The 19,050-nt window shown below is 41.9% G+C and carries 15 protein-coding genes; 1 reads left to right on the forward strand and 14 read right to left on the reverse strand.

What is annotated here, in order from left to right; translation table 11 throughout:
* Positions 1–417: 417 nt before the first annotated feature.
* The 3 genes from gucD to FN960_RS02590 are packed head-to-tail and all read right to left on the reverse strand — an operon-like array spanning position 418 to position 3,553.
* On the reverse strand, positions 418–1,875 hold the full coding sequence (gucD, locus tag FN960_RS02580) for an alpha-ketoglutaric semialdehyde dehydrogenase GucD (RefSeq protein ID WP_143846804.1): 1,458 nt from the start codon (positions 1,873–1,875) through the stop codon (positions 418–420).
* A 15-nt stretch (positions 1,876–1,890) separates the two neighbouring features.
* Positions 1,891–2,808: a dihydrodipicolinate synthase family protein gene (locus tag FN960_RS02585; RefSeq protein WP_143846805.1), complete on the reverse strand. Its 918-nt coding sequence runs from the start codon at positions 2,806–2,808 to the stop codon at positions 1,891–1,893.
* Positions 2,809–2,863: 55 nt separating this feature from the next.
* Positions 2,864–3,553, reverse strand: coding sequence for a GntR family transcriptional regulator (locus tag FN960_RS02590; protein ID WP_185970872.1), 690 nt, complete (start codon positions 3,551–3,553; stop codon positions 2,864–2,866).
* Between the two features lie 156 nt (positions 3,554–3,709).
* On the opposite strand from FN960_RS02590, the gene FN960_RS02595 reads away from it, so the two are divergent.
* Entirely contained in the window at positions 3,710–3,895 is a 186-nt protein-coding gene (locus FN960_RS02595; protein WP_143846807.1) for a BshB3 potential contributor to bacillithiol synthesis, read from the forward strand.
* Between the two features lie 92 nt (positions 3,896–3,987).
* On the opposite strand, the gene FN960_RS02600 is transcribed toward FN960_RS02595, so the two are convergent.
* The 11 genes from FN960_RS02600 to FN960_RS02650 all read right to left on the reverse strand — a co-directional run bounded on the left by FN960_RS02600 (position 3,988) and on the right by FN960_RS02650 (position 19,025).
* Positions 3,988–4,806, reverse strand: coding sequence for an SGNH/GDSL hydrolase family protein (locus FN960_RS02600; protein WP_185970873.1), 819 nt, complete (start codon positions 4,804–4,806; stop codon positions 3,988–3,990).
* A 154-nt stretch (positions 4,807–4,960) separates the two neighbouring features.
* A complete protein-coding gene (gene dsdA, locus FN960_RS02605) occupies positions 4,961–6,292 on the reverse strand; it encodes a D-serine ammonia-lyase (RefSeq protein ID WP_221936788.1) in 1,332 nt (443 codons plus the stop codon).
* A 333-nt stretch (positions 6,293–6,625) separates the two neighbouring features.
* Complete coding sequence (gene pdxA, locus FN960_RS02610; RefSeq protein WP_143846973.1) at positions 6,626–7,597, reverse strand: 4-hydroxythreonine-4-phosphate dehydrogenase PdxA; 972 nt, start codon at positions 7,595–7,597, stop codon at positions 6,626–6,628.
* 23 nt (positions 7,598–7,620) lie between these two features.
* Positions 7,621–8,913, reverse strand: coding sequence for a four-carbon acid sugar kinase family protein (locus FN960_RS02615; protein ID WP_143846809.1), 1,293 nt, complete (start codon positions 8,911–8,913; stop codon positions 7,621–7,623).
* Positions 8,914–8,918: 5 nt separating this feature from the next.
* Positions 8,919–9,905, reverse strand: a complete 987-nt coding sequence (locus FN960_RS02620) for a 2-keto-3-deoxygluconate permease (RefSeq protein ID WP_143846810.1) — start codon at positions 9,903–9,905, stop codon at positions 8,919–8,921.
* A gap of 136 nt (positions 9,906–10,041) precedes the next feature.
* Complete coding sequence (locus FN960_RS02625; protein ID WP_143846811.1) at positions 10,042–11,682, reverse strand: PrpR N-terminal domain-containing protein; 1,641 nt, start codon at positions 11,680–11,682, stop codon at positions 10,042–10,044.
* A 519-nt stretch (positions 11,683–12,201) separates the two neighbouring features.
* Positions 12,202–13,365 (reverse strand): galactokinase, encoded by a 1,164-nt coding sequence (locus FN960_RS02630; protein ID WP_221936784.1) that lies wholly within the window; start codon positions 13,363–13,365, stop codon positions 12,202–12,204.
* Positions 13,366–13,518: 153 nt separating this feature from the next.
* A complete protein-coding gene (locus FN960_RS02635) occupies positions 13,519–13,860 on the reverse strand; it encodes a hypothetical protein (protein ID WP_143846812.1) in 342 nt (113 codons plus the stop codon).
* Positions 13,861–14,191: 331 nt separating this feature from the next.
* A complete protein-coding gene (locus tag FN960_RS02640; protein ID WP_143846813.1) occupies positions 14,192–15,721 on the reverse strand; it encodes a UDP-glucose--hexose-1-phosphate uridylyltransferase in 1,530 nt (509 codons plus the stop codon).
* 21 nt (positions 15,722–15,742) lie between these two features.
* A complete protein-coding gene (locus tag FN960_RS02645; RefSeq protein WP_143846814.1) occupies positions 15,743–16,903 on the reverse strand; it encodes a galactokinase in 1,161 nt (386 codons plus the stop codon).
* Between the two features lie 64 nt (positions 16,904–16,967).
* Entirely contained in the window at positions 16,968–19,025 is a 2,058-nt protein-coding gene (locus tag FN960_RS02650) for a beta-galactosidase (RefSeq protein WP_143846815.1), read from the reverse strand.
* Between the last annotated feature and the right edge of the window lie 25 nt (positions 19,026–19,050).

Genomic DNA, 19,050 nt, shown 5'->3' on the forward strand with positions numbered 1-19,050 from the left:
TCCTGTCTAAAAAACCGGATAAAATAGGAGGGCAGATCCTAACCTCAGGTAAGGAGGCCACTGAAAAAGTTATCTAAAAATGAGCTCACTTGCATCGCTACAGGAGAAACCTTCGCTTTCCACGGGAACGGCCTCAGCCTTTGAAGGAGAAGATCACTCCTTCAATGTCTTCAGACTCGTTCTGTTCCGTAGGAGTCTACGGTTTCTCCTTCCGCTCATGTTCCCGATCAGACAAATGACCAACATTCTTATCTAAGGAAATGAGATCTGTTTTTTGTTTAAAAGAAGATTCACTAATTTTCAGTGGTCTCTCGGGTAAGTGCCTCCTATTTTGAGAGCGTCGGATGAAAAACGAATCATGAGCCACTCTCTATCCATAAAAACTCAGGTTCATTTCAACTTGATTACTGTCTATATTTATCCTTTGATAAAGACTGTTTTTACTTCGGTAAAGAATTCAATAGCAGCTGTTCCTTGTTCACGAGAATGCGAGCTTGATTGTTTCATTCCACCAAACGGCGCTTGTAGTTCGACTCCAGCACTTTCAGCGTTCACTCGAACGAGTCCTGCATCCATATCTTCAATAAACGTTAGCATACGTGCAATATTTGTTGTGAAAATGGAGGCACTTAAGCCAAACTTTGAATCATTGGCCACGTTAATAGCTTCCTCTAATCCATTCACTTTAATTAAGGCCAAGACTGGACCAAAGATCTCTTCTTGGGCAATACTCATTTTTGTGTCTACTTCATCAAAGATGGCTGGCTCTACATAATAACCATCGGAGAGTCCATTCTCCTCTAATCGCTTCCCACCAAAAATGAGTTTGGCACCTTCTTCTTTTCCTTTTTCAATATAAGAAAGCACGGTATCTAGCTGACTCGCGCTAACACTTGGTCCCATCCAACTATCTGTATCAAGACCATCCCCTACCTTAATCTCACTTACTTTAGCAACTAGCTTTTCTTTAAATGTTTCATATATCGCTTGATCCACAATCACTCGACTTGTAGCTGTACATTTCTGACCTGTTGATTTCAAGCCCCCACTTATCGTTGCCTCAACAGCCAAATCTAAATCGGCATCATCAGCGACAATAACTGGGTTCTTCCCACCCATTTCCAGCTGATATTTACCACCTCTAGCAAGAACGGCTTGCCCGACCTGTTGACCTACACCGTCGGAACCTGTGAATGTCACTCCATCAACCAGCTTATGATCCGCAAGCCCTTGGCCAATGACAGAACCAGAACCGGTAATATAATTGACAATGCCCTTCGGAAACCCAGCTTCAACAAAGCACTCAATCACCTTAGCTGCAGTTATAGATGCTTCTGATGCTGGTTTTAAGACGACAGCATTTCCATAAATAAGCGCAGGCGCCATCTTCCAAATGGGTATCGCAACGGGGAAATTCCACGGAGTAATTACACCTACCACACCGAGAGCCTTTCTTGTTGTAAACATAAACGCCCCTGGATCAGTGGAAGGAATCACATCACCCGTTTTTCTTAATCCTTCTCCTGCGTAATACCTTAAAATGGCCACACCTCTAGCAGTTTCTCCCTTAGCCTCAGGCAGTGTTTTACCCATTTCCTTTGTCATGGTTTCAGCTACTTCTTCAATTCTCGATTCTAAAATATCAGCAGCTATATACAATAACGCTCCACGAGCGGCCCCCGTTTCTTTGCGCCAAAGCTTTTGAGCCTTAGATGCTGCTTGAACCGCAGAATCTAGATCTTCTGCTGTTGATTTCTGAAAACGACCTACCACTTCTTTTGCTTTAGCGGGATTTAGGCTTTCTCCCACCTCTCCCGAAGAACTCTCGATCCATTCACCATTAATGTAATTACTATATTTCACTGTATCTGACATCTCCTACACCATCCTTTACGAATTTTGTGTTATTTTTAGACCCCAAGTTTCAAGTAACTCTTTAACCTCGGCGTGGTCTGCTTCACTTAAGGCAGCTACTGGCTCACGTGTTGGTCCAGCTGTTAACCCAACAGACTCCATTGCCTCTTTAATTACAACGACATTATTTCCGTTATGATATTTGGCACGTAAATCTTCGAACGGGAGGACATATTCCCAGACATCCCAAGTTGTTTTTTCATCATTTGCTCTTAATGCTTCTAGCAATTCAAACGACTTACCCGGCAAGATATTAACTAATCCCGACGTAAAACCTACTGCCCCTGCATGCCAGTAATAAGGGGCCCACTTCTCGGCGGTGCCGCAAATCCAAGCAATGTTGTGAGATTTTGGGACTTCTCGAACCAGTTTAGTAAAGCGCGGCAGATCATTAATGGCATATTTGACGCCAACCAATTTTTCCAGTGGTGCTAACTCTTTTAGCACATCATCAGATACATTTGGATCTTTAAAATAGACAAGAGCAGGCAAGTCAACCTGTTCAATAATCGATCGGAAATAGTTGCTTGCCCCCTTAGATGTAATGTATGGGTGGACTGGCATATGGATCATAATTGCGTCTGCCCCTGCTTCTTTTGCATAGTTACCTAACTCCACAGCTGTTGGCACCGCATAACCAACGCCAGCAACAACGAGCGCTCTCCCGTTAACATACTCTACCACTCTCTGAATCTCTTCTTTTGCTTCATCAATGGATAGAGCATAGAACTCACTTGTATTCCCGCATGGAACGACCACCTCTAGGTCATGTTCAATCAAATACTCAATGTTCTCCTTCACGCCATCCCAATTTACACTTAAATCATCATGAAAAGCCGTAATAGGAATGGCCGAGATCGTTTCTAGCTTTTTAGCAAAAAGTTGATAATCCATAGTAGCCTCCTTTTTTGTATGCGCTATCATTTTTATTTAAATAGAGACAATGCCCCTATTGTTCCTTTTGATCAGAAAGAATAAATTCAGTTGTTCTTAAGATATGTTGCTTCATTCGTTGCTCAGCTTGGTTTGCATCGCGTTTCTTTATGGCTTCAAAAATAGCCATGTGCTCAGCGTACCCCTCTATGATTTCCTTCTGATAGGATAATGCCCTCTTCCTAAATGCCTGGTCAAAAGCCCTTACATTATCGAGCATATTCTTAATCATGGCATTATCAGCAAAGTGAACAATCATTTCGTGAAAGGCTGTATTCTGCTGCACTAACGCCTCCACATCTTCATCTTCTTTAAGCTGATTCATCTTTTCGACTTGCTGTCCAAGTAGTGTCAGGTCTGAATCTGACATTTTCATAACAGCTAATCGACAGCACAATCCTTCAATGGACGCTCGGAGTAACAATATTTCTTCAATTGATGTGTTGGCATATTCAGACACATACGTCCCTTTACGAGCCACAGTTTTCACAAAGCCTTCATTTCCAAGAATACGAAATGCTTCTTTGATTGGCGTCGTGCTAATCCCCATTAGTTGAGAGAGTTCACGCTCTTTTAAATGATCGCCCGGTAGGAAATGACCGCTCACAATCGCTTCTTTAATTTTTTCTACAGCAATTTCTCGTAAGGATTTAATGCTATCAACGCCTGAACTGAAAAAATCCTCTGTATGCGTCTGCTTTTTCATGATGACTCCTCCATTGATATCTGATATATCAGATATTACAATCATCTTAAATGCATAAGCGAGTTTGTGTCAATACAAAAACAAAAAAGATAATACGCTTACAAGTTATGTAGTTATCCTTTATAGTAAAAAAGATAGTTGTTAAGGGGTGGTTGCATGACATTTTTATTAATATTTACAGGACTTATTTGTGTGATTGGGTTAGTCATCACATTAATCTACATCAACATCACTGATTCAAGCTATAGCAGCGAAAAAAGCTTTCGCAACCTTTCTTGGGCCTATCTATTACTGATTCCTATTGCTATATTTATTGTGATTGGGTTAGCGTATTTGTTGTGAATGTTAAAAAAAATATTAAAAGGAAAAGCCGCAGGAGTATGTTTTGCCCCTACGACTTTTTTTCTTTATCTCTTATTTCTGCCTCTGAATTTTTAAAGCGATCGATCCACCAGCATATACTGTATTAATTTCTCTGCCCATATTTGATAGCCTAAATCATTTGGATGTAAACCATCGTCAAGCGTTTGCTCTAACGTAAGACCTTTTTCATCAATTTCTGAATGAATATCCGTGTAAATATCTACGTAGTTCCACCCTTGGCTCATAATATAATTCTCTGTACTTTCAAGGTATTCCTGATAGATTAAGCCGATATCATTTATATCTGTATCTAATTTAATGGTTGCTGGATTAGGTGAGGTAAAGAGTATTTTGCTCGTAGGTAATGCTTCCGAAACCAATCTGTGTGCAGTGGTAATGGCTTCATTCGTATCCTCTAACGACTCGTTTTTCCGGTGACTGTTAAGAATAGAGCTCTCTATAATAATAAAATCAGGCTTTTCTTTAATTAGTTTGTCAAACGTCCCATTGTCTAATAGATCCTGAATCATGGCGCCATTCACACCAAAATTGCTTAAACTCGTATTGGCAAGACTTTCATCTGAAGCTTGTATGTTTTGAAGCATTAGGTTTGGCCAGTTTTTATCTTTTGATGATGCACCTTTTCCATTTGTTACACTGCTGCCAATAACAGCCATTCGAACCTCATTGTGTGTCAGTGCCCAATATTGAAGATAGTCTAGATAACTAACTTCTCCATTTTCAGGATTAAGACGATCTAGCGTTTCTGCAAGCTCTTCATCATCAGCAGCTACCGCTTGTGTATTTTCAGCGTGTAAACTTTGAAACACATTTAAAATTAGCAGTGCAACTCCTACAACTATAAGCAGTGAAATTCCAATACGCTTCAATGGACATCCCCCGGTACACATATTTTCACATAATGATACCATATTTATTCCGTTTTGATTAGAGAATACACCAAATCTTTTATGTTAATTTTTTGTATAGACCGAATAAATAAACATTTGTTTAAATGAAAAAAAGGCGTCTACAGACACCTTTTTACTCTTCCACCCATAGTTTCTTACCAATCTGATAATCCTTGTTCATTTGCTCTTTAGGAACCATACTTCCTCCTGTAGCCCAAACGAGATGTGTTGCATTTTCATGAAGTAGCCTTGATAAACCGCCTTCAGGGCTGTTTGCTAGCTGAATGACTCCTGCCAAGCCTGCTGTTGCTGAGGGTTCCAAAGCAATATCCTCAGAATCGATGAGCAGTGACTGCATTTTATATAACTCAGAATCCTCCACCGTAACAATCCCTGAAAGAAGAGGTGTCATAAGTCTGCCAACAAAACCAGATGCTCGCCCTACAGCTAACCCATCAGCTATCGTTTGATTATCTATCCCAAAATCTTGAACAGACACCTGGTTATGCTCTCCTGTCATCATTCCCAATAACATACATGGCGAGTGAGTCGGCTCCGCAAAAAAGCAATGAACATGTTCACCAAATACAAGCTTTAAGCCGAACGCTACGCCTCCAGGACCACCGCCTACTCCACAAGGCAAATAAACAATCAATGGATGATCAGCATCCACTTGAATGGATTGTTTTTGTAATTGCTGTTTGAGTCGAAGCGCAGCAACCGCATATCCAAGAAAAAGGGTCTCCGAATTCTCATCGTCAACAAAGTGGGTAGCAGGATCAGCTTCCGCTTGTTTTCTACCTTCCTCTACAGCCTTACTGTAATCCGACTCATACTCAACAACCTCAACACCCTTACTCCGTAGCAGCTCTTTCTTCCATGGCTTTGCATCAGCTGACATGTGAACCGTTACCTGAAAACCGAGCTCCGCCCCCATCACACCGATACTTAAACCAAGATTACCCGTTGATCCAACAGCTATTTTATAGGAAGAAAAAAACTGACGGAACGATGGATCAGCCAGAATGGAATAATCCTCATGATGCTGCAGCAGGTTTTGTGCTAGAGCCAAGTCCTCCGCATGCTTCAACACTTCATAAATACCCCCGCGTGCTTTAATTGACCCTGAGATCGGTAGGTCATGATCACATTTTATCCAAAGCTGACCCTCTATCATATTTGCATAATGAACATTTAGTTTTTGATGGGCATGAGTTAATTCTTTGATCGGGGATTCTATGATTCCATCCGCCGTATCAGGAAAGGCCGTGGCTAGATAAGGAGCAAATCGAGTCAGTCTGTCTTCAGCATCCCTAACATCCTGCATAGTAAGATTAGATGGTGTGTCTCCCTGGCCATACTTGGGGTTTAGCCAAGTGATTGGCTCTGTGTCTATGAGTGGTCGAAGTTGCGGATGGATTCGTATCCAGTCATCTATTGTTTTACCTAAGATCATTTTTGTCATATCAGGACGCTCCCTTCTTGCCTTCATTCTTCTAATTACTGTATCACGAATATGCTTAAAGAGCTCAGTTGACTTAATGATGCTGTCTATCGGTTCACTTTGGTATTCTATCGCTCCATTCTGTGCTCCATCGCTCCAATTTGGTATTCTATCGCTCCATTCTGTGTTCCACCGCTCCAATTTGACTGTCTATCGCTCCATTCTGTGTTCCATCGCTCCAATTTGACTGTCTATCGCTCCATTCTGTGCTCCATCGCTCCACTTTCAGTCCCCAACCCCCTCACCAAAAAAAAGCAGCAAACATCTCATCAATGTTCACTGCTTCATAAAAAATTATTTGGTTGGTGCTAGCTCGACTGCGTCTTTGTATGCTGCGATTAAGCTGCGTTCGTCGGCGATGTTTTTGCCGGCGATGTCAAAGGCTGTACCGTGGTCGACGGAAGTGCGGATGATGCCGCCTTTTAGTCCAACGGTGATGTTAACTCCGGCTTCGAGCCCCATCACTTTGATCGGAACATGTCCTTGGTCATGGTAGCAGGCTACAACCATATCGAAGTCCCCACGAGCTGCTCTAAAGAATAATGTATCGGCAGGGTATGGACCCTCGACATTAATTCCTTCTTCTTGAGCTTGTTTGATAGCAGGGATTAATTTTTCTTCCTCTTCTCCTTCACCAAACAGTCCATTTTCACCAGCGTGTGGGTTAATACCACAAACCGCAATGCGTGGATTCTCTAATCCTGCATTTTTTAACGTTTCATCAGCAAGTGTGATGACTTTGTGCGTGCGCTCTGGATTAATAGTATCAATGGCTTTACGCAAACCAATATGTGTTGTTAAGTGGATGACCTTCAAGTTAGGTGCTGAGAGCATCATCGAGAAGTCTTCTGTATTTGTTAACTCAGCTAGAATCTCCGTGTGACCTGGATACATATGACCTGCTTTTTGCATAGCTTCTTTATTAAGAGGCGCTGTGCAAATGGCATGGATTTTTGATTCTTTCGCTAATTCCACTGCTTTTTCTACATAGCGGAAGGCTGCGTCCCCTGCTTTTTCGCTAACTTGTCCAAATGGAAGATCTTTTGGAAGAAGGTTTAAATCAAGCACTTCAATTGTACCTGGCTCAAATACACATTCCTCTGGATCTTTGACCGGAACCACATTTAGTTCGGTGTTTGTAATGTCGACAGCGCGCTCCATTAGTTCATAGTCACCAATAACAAGCGGACGTCCTATTTGAAAAAGCTCACCCGAGGCGAAAGCTTTGGAAATGATTTCTGGTCCTACTCCTGCTGCGTCTCCCATCGTGATGCCGATAATTGGGTTCTTCACTTTGACCCCTCCAAAAAGAATTGATAGATGTTGCTAAATGTTTGCTTTGTTCCAAAGGCTCCTGCTTTTGTAATAGCATACGTACCTTCAAGAGGTCCTGAAAATTTGGAGATTGGAATGCCGGTTTCAAATTCATCAATTAACTCTAGCTGATGAACGGAAATCCGTCTGCATAAGGCTTTGGCTGTATCTCCACCTGTCATAATAATGGCTTGGAACGAATGAGTGTGTATTAAGTTCTCACCAACAGCCGCAAGCAAATTAACAATGCGTTGACTGATTACCGATAGCTTAATATCATGTGTACCTGCATATTCATAGACTGCATCAATTTCATGTCTCTCCGTGCCAGAATAAATGACCGGGATGTTTTGATCCTTGAGCAGGGAATGAGCTTCTTTGCTTACTCGCTCAAATTCGCTTGCTCTCACAAATTCGTCCTCATTCACAGCCTTTAATGCGTCAATCTTTATTCCAATTGCCTTTTCGTGCTCAAGCAGCTGCCCCACCTGACTTCTGCTAATATCACTCATACTGCCGACTAAAAATAATATCGGCTGGTCCGGGTTTTGTACTTCCACTTCACTTTTGATCCCATCACTCTTGATCTCAAGCGCTGAGGACAGTCCTGCTGAACCAGCGAGCAAAATATCGTCTGATGAGCCTTGAGCAAACGTGGCTATTGAGTGTAATGTCGTTGAGCTTGTGGCATCACAGATAAACACACAGACCGATTCGGTTTGCTTTTGCTTTAACCACTGCTGAACCTTCTCTGCACTTTTAGTCCAAAGCTCTTCAGGGACCTCAATCATCTGCCCTTTAAACTGTCTGCCTACATGATCCTGAATGCGTGAATCCTTAACTGGATCCGCTTCATTTAGAGCAAATTCCGTTTCACCAATTGGCGTACCATCGACGTAAAGAATGCCTTGATCCACCGTACGTTTACTTTCCGGAAAAGCCGGTGTCAGTAACACATAGTCGGGGTTCCAAGCTTGGATCATTGCGTCAAGCTCTGCACCTACATTTCCCCGTAAGGTCGAGTCCACCTTTTTAAAAATAAGTTCGGGTTTGTACGGAGACAAAACCTCCATAGACTCACTAATCGCTTGTTTGGCATCCGCTTGACTCATCGCTCGACTATCTGTATCGATAACTACTGCCTCAAGCAGTTCCGTTGACTCTTGTTCATTATTCAGCCAAACAGCGGTTTTCAGCCCGCTTTTGGCAAGCTGAACCCCGCTGTCATTTGCTCCTGTAATATCGTCCGCTATAATAGCGACCTTCATCAATCTCACTCCTCTGAAGTTACCAGGTCTTGCTTTCCGTTCTTTTTCTCTATGCGTTTTGCTAAATATCCTACGAATATTGGTAGAAGTATCGCTGTTGTTACCACACTTGCAGCTACTTGAACCGTTGCAAGCTCAACATTATAAGCAAAAGCAGTACTTGCTGTTGCAATTGCTGCAGGTGTTGCTACTGCGTTACCAGCTGTTGATCCTTCTGCGGCACCAATAAGCGGGTTCCATTTGAAAATTTTAAAGCTCCAGTATCCAGTAATTCCAGTAATCAGTACAACAAGAACACCAAGCACAATACCAGGTAAGCCACCTTCAATAATTGCTGCAAAGCTAATGTTCATACCAAGCGCGAAGGCGAAGAACGGAATTAACATATCTGCACCTTTACCAAGAAACGTTCGTAAGTCTTCATCAATATTACCAAGGATAAATCCGATTAAGATTGGTAGTAATACGCCAATGAATGCTGTAATTGAGAAGAATCCACCTTGAAGACCTACAGCTCCAAGAACAGACAGTGTTAACATAGTGAATAAAGGACCATCATTCATGGCAAGAACAGAATAAGCTGCTTTATCTTCACTTGTTCCGTATTGACCAGCAAGCGCTACATAAAGTCCACCGTTAGAGTTCGTCATTGCAGCAATAACTGCGATAGGAGCCAGTCCAAGGAATAACCCTTCTGCTCCACCAGCTAGATAGAAAATCAAGGCACCAAATGCACCACCAAAAATCCATTTAACTGTTAATAACGTAAATCCTTTACCAAATGAAACACCAAAGCTACGTACATTAATTTGTGAACCAGCACATAAAAGGAATAGGGCAATTAATGTTGAGGCACCGTTTACAAACAATGCTTCAGTAAAGTTTCCAATTCGTAATGCTTGGGGCATGATCGTATTTATAAGGGCTCCGAGTAAAAGTGGAACAACCATCATTCCACCAGGTATTTTTTGTACTGACTGCATTACTCTCATTATCTTACCAACTTTCTGTTTTATTTTACAACACATTTTTAAGTAAAAGTGTTTTTGGACACGTTTACAATAATAAATATACTGTTTTAAAATAAAAATACAATAAAAAACTAAAATAAGTTGCTAAATGCAACATTTATTTTAGTTTTCTCCAAATGGTTGTGCGGTTCACATTTAGTCGTTTGGCTGTTTTTGATTGGTTAAACCCTTCCTCCTCCAAAACTTTCTGGATGATCTCTGATTCCATCTCATCAAGCGTTTTGGAAAGGTCTAATAATAAATATCCATCCTGTTCAAACTCTTGCTGCTCTGGACCGATAGAAATATAAGAGGAGTCCGAACGTTCAATTTCTTTAAAAATTAAATTTCTAAATTCTACTAAGGAATAGTGACAAACCACCTTTTCAAGCTGAACTGCGTCCTCAGTAAGACCAATAACTTGCTTACCAAAACGACTATTTGCTTTAGCGATGAAGCCAGGTATGAAACTAGTATCTTGCGAGAATCGCTCTTGCAGAGTAGGAAGTTCAATGACCCTACCTTGACAATATTTTGTGATCGCACGACTTTCACAGAAAAAGACCACTTGATTACAATATTGCTCTGCTTTTAACATGAGTTTCTTTTGCTTAACAGATGACATACGATCAACATGGACCAAAAACAAAGGCATTTTTGTCTCAAACAGCTTGTCCATATCAAAGTCCTTACTCACGTCACACTCAATGGTCCAATCATTTGACATGATGGTCCTTGCAATACAACGCTCACCCGATCCCTCTTCTCCGATCACAAGAATTGGCCCTTCTTGTTCTAACACATGGTTAAAATGTTGATTGAGCCTTTGGTCCGTGCCTAACACAAGAGGTAATGTTAAAGAGTCGGTTACTAGCCAGCTTGCAAATCCCGGAACCATGCTTTCAACAGACCGAATATAGACAATGGTGTTCTCGGATAAGTCATTATTTTTCATCGGTTGAACCTGAATTTGAAATGGATTTCCATTACTGTATAGAATGTGTCTAGATGCTTGTAAATATTCACCGTTAGCAGAATTAATGAATGCTTGAAGCATACCGTCAATATCATGCTTCGCCTCTAGCTGTTTTAATGTGTCACTCTTAAACACAACAGCTGAATCTTTGACAATGAGAAAAGCCTCGTCAATCTGTTGGGCTAACACTTTATACAAATGATTCTCTCCTGAATGATAGTCATGGACCTGACGTATGGTTTCCGCTTGTTCAAATGCGTGCTTTACAGATTCTTCACCCGAAGTGATTAGTATTCCTTCAACTCCATATCGATTAGCTAACTGATTTGTAACGGTATCCCCAATAATGACTCTGCGTTCAGCTTCCTTTGCCTTGATCACTGCAGGTTCAGCTTCTTTTTCAGAATGGATCGAGGTGATGGGTACCCTTATATCAAGCAGCTGCGAGATCTCATTAAAGTCCATGGAGATATTTTCAAAAGCAATAATTTCAGCCCCATCCTTTTCATCTTGAATCAACAAAAGAGTTCTCAGGATGTCATAGCCAGAAATCGGAATCTCAACGACTTGTTTCGTGGTATGCTCTCTAATGACATTGGCTGTTCCCCCACGACTTATGTATAAATCGGTGCTCGCATCCACTTTATGAATAATAGGAATGGCTTCCTGTAAATCAGCTAAATACACGTCATACTTCATTTGCGCACTCTGACGAATGACTCGTTTTACCGTCTTCATCAAACCTTCATATGGCGCGATTACAGTTATATTGATAGACTTCACTTTTATCAGCTCCCATTTTTTATAGTATAACGAATCTATATGTAAATAACGAGAATAGACATACCCACTGTAAAATCAAGGTCATGTCAACCTTAACATATCACCACTTTTTATCTTTGGCAGAATTAAAAAAAGAAGCGGTGGCTGAGTCCACTGCTTCTTAACAATTATGAGTGATAGAGTCCATGCTTATGTGTAAATTAGTTTTCCCTCTTCTCTTCGGCTTCCGCTCCGAAATGGGGGCGAGCTTATCGCACTGAGGTAAAGAGTTAAACCAACTACGTGGATTGATCTCATTAAACCTTTTTTATTGAGGTCACTGAAAAACGATCTTTATAAGACTGCGAATGTTCTTCAGTTGTTGAAGTCAGAACATTAGCGGAAGGAGAACCCGTAGACTCCTGCGGAACAGAACGAGTCTGAAGACATCGAAGTGGTGGTTTTCCACTTCGAGGGCTGAGGCCGTTCCCGCGGAAAGCGTAGGGTTCTCCTGGAGCGACGCCATTCCGCTCATTCTTCTCACACCTCACGCACACCATCTCCGGCACTGCTAATATAAAAGCTGGGGGCGTATCCGACTTTGCGAGTGTATTTGCGTTCCACCTCTTTACAGAAGTGCTCGAGTTCTGTCTCTTTGACTAGGCTAACCGTGCACCCACCAAAGCCTGCGCCTGTCATTCGCGAACCGATGCAGCCTGGGCTTGCCTGCTGGATACGGACGAGGGTGTCTAGTTCGATTCCAGTTACTTCATAATCTTCGGCAAGTGAGGTATGAGAGGCATTCATCAGTTCACCAAATGCAAGGAGATCTCCATTTTTTAAAACGTGCACGGCGTCATGAACACGTTGATTTTCCTTTACGATGTGTGTGACTCGATTCTGTTTTGTCTCATCTTGAATCAGATGCTTGAATTCTTCCCAGCTTGCAACCGTCAGATCACTTAAGGTCTCAAGTGTGATTCCTTGGACTTGTAATTCCTTTAACGCGTCCTCGCATTCACTACGTCGCTCATTATATTTTGAATCAGCGAGTGTTCGTTGTTTATTGGTATTGGTAACAACCAGCTTATAGTTCCCTAGTTCAAGTGGGACCATTTCATATTGTAAGGTTGCAGTATGTAAAAAAATTGCATTCTGTTCCAGACCTAATCCGACAGCAAATTGATCCATGATGCCGCTGTTGACACCAATATAGTGGTTTTCTACTGCTTGGCAAATTTTTGCTAGTTCAATTTTTGACCAATGGGCTCCTGTCATTTCAGAGAGTGCAAAAGCCATAGCCATTTCAAGAGATGCGGAGGACGAGAGCCCCGCTCCATTTGGGACCGTTCCATGCACTAAGATATCAGCGCCAGGGAGTTGGTAGCCCTCCTCTTTAAACGCTGATAGTACTCCCTTAATATAATTACCCCAGCCATCCGATTGCTTGTACGTTAAATCTTCTGCTGGAAAAGAGACTAGTTGATCGAAGTTTGTACTGGATAAATAATAATGACTGTCCGTTCGTAGTCTGATAATCACGTAGGTTCCAAGTGTTAAGGCCGCCGGAAAAACAAAACCTCCGTTATAATCCGTATGCTCCCCCAATAGATTCACCCGACCTGGCGCAAAAAACATTCGATCTGGTGATAAACCATTATATTTTTCTTCAAATACGCGATGAAGCTGCATCCATTCTTTCATTTTTTCCACTCCTAATTAGTCCACAATCTAGTAAGCGCTTTCTTTCTTTAGAATACCAATATTCTCAAATAAAAGAAATACGTTTATTATCATCCTATACTCAGTTTTAACCACAAGATTATTCCTCACGACTAAGCACAGGCTCCTTTTTTGTTAATCCTCTAGCCACTCATGTTCAATGATTGCTTTTTTAAATTTACCTTGCTCATGCTCTACGACTATGGCTGTCTCAGCTGTTACATCTTTATATAGCTTTGTGCCAATGACATAGCTGTTTGAAAAAATAGTATTTTGATCAACACTTTGGTCTTCTCGATCTGAATATGTTTCCACTTCCCCAATAAGGTCCCCTACATCTTCTTGGTCCATCACTTCATCTGTCACAACATAAACCATGCCATCTACTCGCACAAACTCATAAGCCCAGCTTTCATTCGAACAGCTAACGATTCCAAGGACAAGAATCATAAACCAAGTAATATGTAGCTTTCTCATTCATTATAGACTCCTTTATGTATTTGATTGGTTGTGTAACTTTATTATAAGGTAAGACTCGATATACAACATCTAGAAATAAAAATACAAAAGAGCCTGGCTTCACCACATGAAAAATGGCTAGCCAGCCATTTCCTTAGTTTTTGAGCACCTCTTCTGTACCCGTTTGGACTTTCCGCGCATTTTATCTGAGTTTCGCGCATCCCCTTAATGCTTCCGCGCATATTCAATTTTTCCGCGTATCACACCTTAATTTCCGCTCCATTTATCCCGACCATTGAGCATCTATATACAACGTCTACAAACAAAAAATCCGAACTCAGAGTTCGGATTAGTTTTCGTTCACTTTTGAAATAAAACGTTGGAAGGCTTGAAGGCCAGCTTCTTCATCTTGTTTGAAGACCCCGCAGTGGCTGAGGGCTGTTGAAAAGATGTGACCTACCTCTTCTTTCAGGTGCTGCAGGTTCTCTTGGGGAGATGATGAAAAAAGGGTTGAATCCATTTGCTTGACCCATCCTAAATGCTTAGTCAGCTTTTCATCTACGTTCCAATCATTTTCACGTTTATCTTGCGTTAATGCCTCAGCTAATTCTAATAGCTCGTTCTTTAATCGCCCAGGTAATATGGCTAGCCCCATGACCTCAATCAGCCCAATGTTCTCCTTTTTAATCGGATGAACCTCAAGATGTGGGTGGAATAAACCGAATGGATGCTCGTCGGTTGTGCGATTATTTCTGAGCACTAAATCTAGCTCAAAAAGCCCTTCTCGAAAGCGAGCGATTGGTGTAATCGTGTTATGTAGTTCTTCATCTGTTGAACTGTATATTGCGGTCTGCTCATCTGAATAGTTCCGCCATTCATGTAAGACACTCGCTCCTGCATCTTCTAAATGCGCGCGATTCTTTCCGCGTAAACGAATCACCGTCATCGGCCAATCTAATAAGCTCGCTTCTACATCTGGAGCACCTTTAAGTGTAAAGGACCACCTACTACCTGCACGCGCCATCGGAAATTCATGTTGCCCCGCTTGATAGTGATCATGAGAAAGAATGGAGCCACCAACAATTGGTAGATCAGCATTGGAGCCTATAAAATAATGAGGGAACTTATCGACGAATTCTAGCAAACGGCTAAAGGTACTTTTTGTAATTTGCATAGGTCGTTTCTCTTTTGAGAGTACGATAGCATGCTGATGGTAATAAACATAGGGGGAGAATTGCAAAAGCCACTTTTCCTCTCCAAGTTCTACTGGAACCTGACGCAAATTCTGTCTAGCAGGATGGTTCACTCGCCCTGCGTAGCCTACGTTTTCCGGGTGAAGTAGTCCGTCTGGATAGGAGCTAGCTACTGATTGTTTTGCTTTCTCAATATCTTTAGGATCAAGCTCCGGCTTCGATAGATTAATGGTTATTTCCAGTTCTCCATAGGACTCATGGGAGGCCCATGACTCATTCAGCGCTACCCGATCCATGCGAATATAATGTGTATCTTGTGCTAGTTGATAAAATTCTTTCGTTGCTACACTAGGCCCTTGCTCTTGATACCTTTTATAAAATCGATCTGTTACGACACTTGGCCACGGAGTCAAATGTCCCATTAGCTTCGTATCAAACAAGTCACGAAAAAGGGTTGTATCCTGTTCAATTTTTTCATTTAATACCGCCCAATTTAAAATAGGTTTTAGCAGTTCTGCGGCCGTTTGACTACCGCTTCCTACCGCTAACTCGGAGTCTGCTTCATCAAGTCCTAACTCATATAAAAGCTGATTACGAGCGAACTCAACGTCTCCTTCTTCTAACAGCCCCTTGCTTCTCCCGTAGGCCAATAACTCTTCAATGCTCTGTTGAATGTTCAAAAACATCCCTCCGTTCTCCCATCAATCTTACAGTTCGTGTACTCCATCCCCTGCATCACTTATATAAAAAGTCGGCTCCCAGCCTACTGCTTGCAAATAGTTCGCACTCACCTGCTCATAAAAGGCAGGTAGACTTTCTTCTAAAACGAGACTCACTGTGCATCCACCAAATCCTGCTCCAGTCATTCGTGAGCCTATGCAACCAGGGGCTTGACGTTGAAATCCTACTAAATAATCAAGCTCCTTACCTGTAACGTCATAATCGGTCGCAAGTGATTCATGGGACTCATCCATTAATTGACCAAAGGCATCAAGATCACCATTTTTCAGAACCTTCACACCATCCTCTACTCGCTGATTCTCCGAAACTATATGATGAATACGCTTACGAATAGTCTCATTTTTCACTTCCGATTTAGTACGCTCCCATTGCTCCAGATTGCATTCACTTAGAGAGCTTAGATTAAGCCCTAATTCCTGTAACTGCTTAAGTCCTTCTTCACATTCTGATCGTCTTTCATTATACTTAGAGTCCGCGAGCTCTCTTCGTTTATTTGTATTTGTAATGACTAATGTGTATGGACCAAGATCAAGCGGAATTCTTTCATGGGTCAGTTTTGCGGTATCAATCCATAACGCATGGTCTGCACTGCCAAGACCAACCGCAAATTGATCCATAATGCCACTGTTTACGCCCATAAATGTATTTTCAACCAACTGACAGAGCTTTGCAAGCTCTACTCTATCCAACCTAGCGCCTGTTACCTCAGACATCATATAAGCCGTTACCATCTCAAGAGAAGCAGATGAAGATAACCCCGCTCCGTTTGGAATCGTACCCCAAATGTAAAGATCAGCCCCACCATGTATGGAATAACCCTTTTCTCTAAACGCTAAAATGACACCTTTGATATAATTTCCCCAGCCGTCTGTTTCCGCATAGTCTAACTCCTCATGACTGAATTGGACACGCAGCTCCATATTGCCACTCGCAAGATGAAATTGGCCATCCTGACGTGGTTTCATTGCGAGATAGGTTCCTTGCTTAAGAGCTGCAGGAAAGACATAACCCCCATTATAATCTGTATGCTCTCCAATTAAATTCACTCGTCCTGGAGCAAAGAATACACGATCAGGCGCTTCTCCAAAGACATCATGAAAATTCGTGATTACCTTATCTTTTTCCATTAATTCTCCCCACTCCTTATACTAAAAAATGCGGAGGCCATCGTTCACCCCCGCTTGTTCTCCTTTATCTAGATAACACCACATATTGATAAGGAGCTAATTCCAGAGTTCCGCTTTCCTTTATTGCCGTCAAGGCGTTTGTATAGGTTACGTTCTCTTCTAAATGTATTTGCTGATCTTGCTCTGTAAAGTTCATAACAAACACATACTCTGTTTCGCCATCTGTTCGCTTCTGAACACTAACACCCTCAGGAATATCTGTTTCCATAATTCGTGTTAACGATAACTCACTTACTTGCAAACGATAAAAATCATCGTAAAAAGCTTGTTCATTTGATGAAGCGATATAATATGCTTTTCCATTTCCTTTTGTATTCATTGTAACAGCAGGCATGTCTTTATATCCACCTGTTTTAAAGTGAGCGAGCACTTCTGCACCTTGTGCGTGGACTCGTTCATAATAATCTGTTACCGCATAGCTTTGGTTACCATTAGATAAAACCACTCCATGCCCAGGGTATAAGCTATCAATCTCTTCAGCCCAGATTCCAAATACATCCTTAAGAGGACCTGGGAACCCACCAAGGAAACAGAGATCGTTTTCATTTACTAGGCCAGTCCAATAGGTAGCAACAAATGTACCACCCGCTTCTACAAACCTCTCAATTCTTTCAGCTACTCCTGGCTTAAGCATATAAAGCATTGGTCCTACTAGGATCTTATAGGAAGAAAAATCCTTCTCCATCCCAATGACATCCACCGGAACTCCTTGTTTCCAAAAAGCACGATAATGCGCCTGGCACTGCTCTGAATATTTCTTGTTCACGTTATTGAGTGCTTGAGCATCATCAATGGCCCAATGATTCTCCCAATCAAAAATGATGCCTACCTCTGGTTTCACAGAAGTGCCAGCTACTGGCTCAAGTGTTTCTAACTGCTGACCTAGCTTTGCCACCTCTTGAAATACTCTGGTATGTTCAGAGCCGGAATGATCAACAACGGCTCCGTGGAATTTTTCGGAGGCTCCTCGTCCCTGTCTCCACTGGAAATAAAGAATGGAATCTGCGCCATGTGCAACGGCTTGAATAGCAGAAAGCGCGTGAACGCCATCCTCTTTTGCTTTATTGATATCATGCCAGTTTACGAGACTTGGCGTATTTTCCATAATTAAGAATGGCTGACCATCCTTTAAAGAGCGAAATACATCATGTACAAACCCGACGTCCGAAGCAAGATTCTCTGTACTTTGACCATCATGATGCCACGCTGGATAGCTATCCCACGTAACAATGTCTAGCTCCTTAGCAAACTTATTATAATCTAAGCCTAAGAACGGACGCATATGAGGATAGTTACCCATAAAGTTTGTAGTGACCGGGATGGATGGATCTGCTTGACGTAAAGGTGCGATTTCATGCTTAAAGAAGTCGATCGTTTGATCGTCTACAAACCGTCTCCAGTCAAGGTTCATCCCGTGTACCATACTCTCCCCGTGTGGTGCAGGAGATTCAATTTGCTCCCAATTTGTGAAGGTATGGCTCCAGAATCCTGTCCACCATTGTTGATTCAGCAGCTCCAGATCATTGTTATACTTCTTTTTCAACCAGGCGCGGAAAGCATCCTGACAAAGGTCGCAATGACACTCTCCCCCATATTCATTTGAGATGTGCCACATAATAAGCGCGGGATGGTTGCTATACCTTTCAGCTAGCTTCTGATTCATGATCTGAACTTTCTCTCGGTAAACCGGAGAGGTGAAACAATGATTATGGCGCTGTCCATGTAAATTACGGACACGGTTTTTCTCCACACGTAAGACTTCAGGGTATGTTTGCGATAGCCATGCAGGGCGTGCTCCACTTGGTGTTGCAAGAATCACATGACTGCCTTCCTCTGCTAATCGGTTCATAATCTCATCAAGCCAACCAAAATCAAACTGACCTTCCGTTTTTTCAATCGCACTCCAGCCAAAGATATTTATAGAGAAGGTATTTGTATGAGCTAGCTTCATTAAGCGATAGTCTTGTTCAATAATTTCTGGCATGTGCTGCCATTGATCAGGGTTATAATCTCCGCCGTGCATAAAACCCTTCACGTTTTTGTGTATCAGTGGGTAACGCATCAGTTCACTTCCCTTTTTTCATAAT

This window comes from Alkalicoccobacillus porphyridii, assembly GCF_007293315.1.
GTDB classification, from domain to species: Bacteria; Bacillota; Bacilli; order Bacillales; family Bacillaceae_D; genus Alkalicoccobacillus; species Alkalicoccobacillus porphyridii.

Bases quoted from the DNA above. Each gene is read 5' to 3' on its own strand.
- pdxA (WP_143846973.1), bottom strand. From the start codon at position 7,597: ATGGGAGACGCAGCAGGAGTAGGACCAGAAATCATTTCCAAAGCTTTC.
- FN960_RS02620 (WP_143846810.1), bottom strand. From the start codon at position 9,905: ATGAGAGTAATGCAGTCAGTACAAAAAATACCTGGTGGAATGATGGTT.
- FN960_RS02640 (WP_143846813.1), bottom strand. From the start codon at position 15,721: ATGTTTTTGAACATTCAACAGAGCATTGAAGAGTTATTGGCCTACGGG.
- gucD (WP_143846804.1), bottom strand. From the start codon at position 1,875: ATGTCAGATACAGTGAAATATAGTAATTACATTAATGGTGAATGGATC.
- FN960_RS02595 (WP_143846807.1), top strand. From the start codon at position 3,710: ATGACATTTTTATTAATATTTACAGGACTTATTTGTGTGATTGGGTTA.
- FN960_RS02645 (WP_143846814.1), bottom strand. From the start codon at position 16,903: ATGGAAAAAGATAAGGTAATCACGAATTTTCATGATGTCTTTGGAGAA.
- FN960_RS02590 (WP_185970872.1), bottom strand. From the start codon at position 3,553: ATGAAAAAGCAGACGCATACAGAGGATTTTTTCAGTTCAGGCGTTGAT.
- FN960_RS02615 (WP_143846809.1), bottom strand. From the start codon at position 8,913: ATGAAGGTCGCTATTATAGCGGACGATATTACAGGAGCAAATGACAGC.
- FN960_RS02585 (WP_143846805.1), bottom strand. From the start codon at position 2,808: ATGGATTATCAACTTTTTGCTAAAAAGCTAGAAACGATCTCGGCCATT.
- dsdA (WP_221936788.1), bottom strand. From the start codon at position 6,292: ATGACAAAAATGATCTTAGGTAAAACAATAGATGACTGGATACGAATC.
- FN960_RS02630 (WP_221936784.1), bottom strand. From the start codon at position 13,365: ATGAAAGAATGGATGCAGCTTCATCGCGTATTTGAAGAAAAATATAAT.
- FN960_RS02650 (WP_143846815.1), bottom strand. From the start codon at position 19,025: ATGCGTTACCCACTGATACACAAAAACGTGAAGGGTTTTATGCACGGC.
- FN960_RS02635 (WP_143846812.1), bottom strand. From the start codon at position 13,860: ATGAGAAAGCTACATATTACTTGGTTTATGATTCTTGTCCTTGGAATC.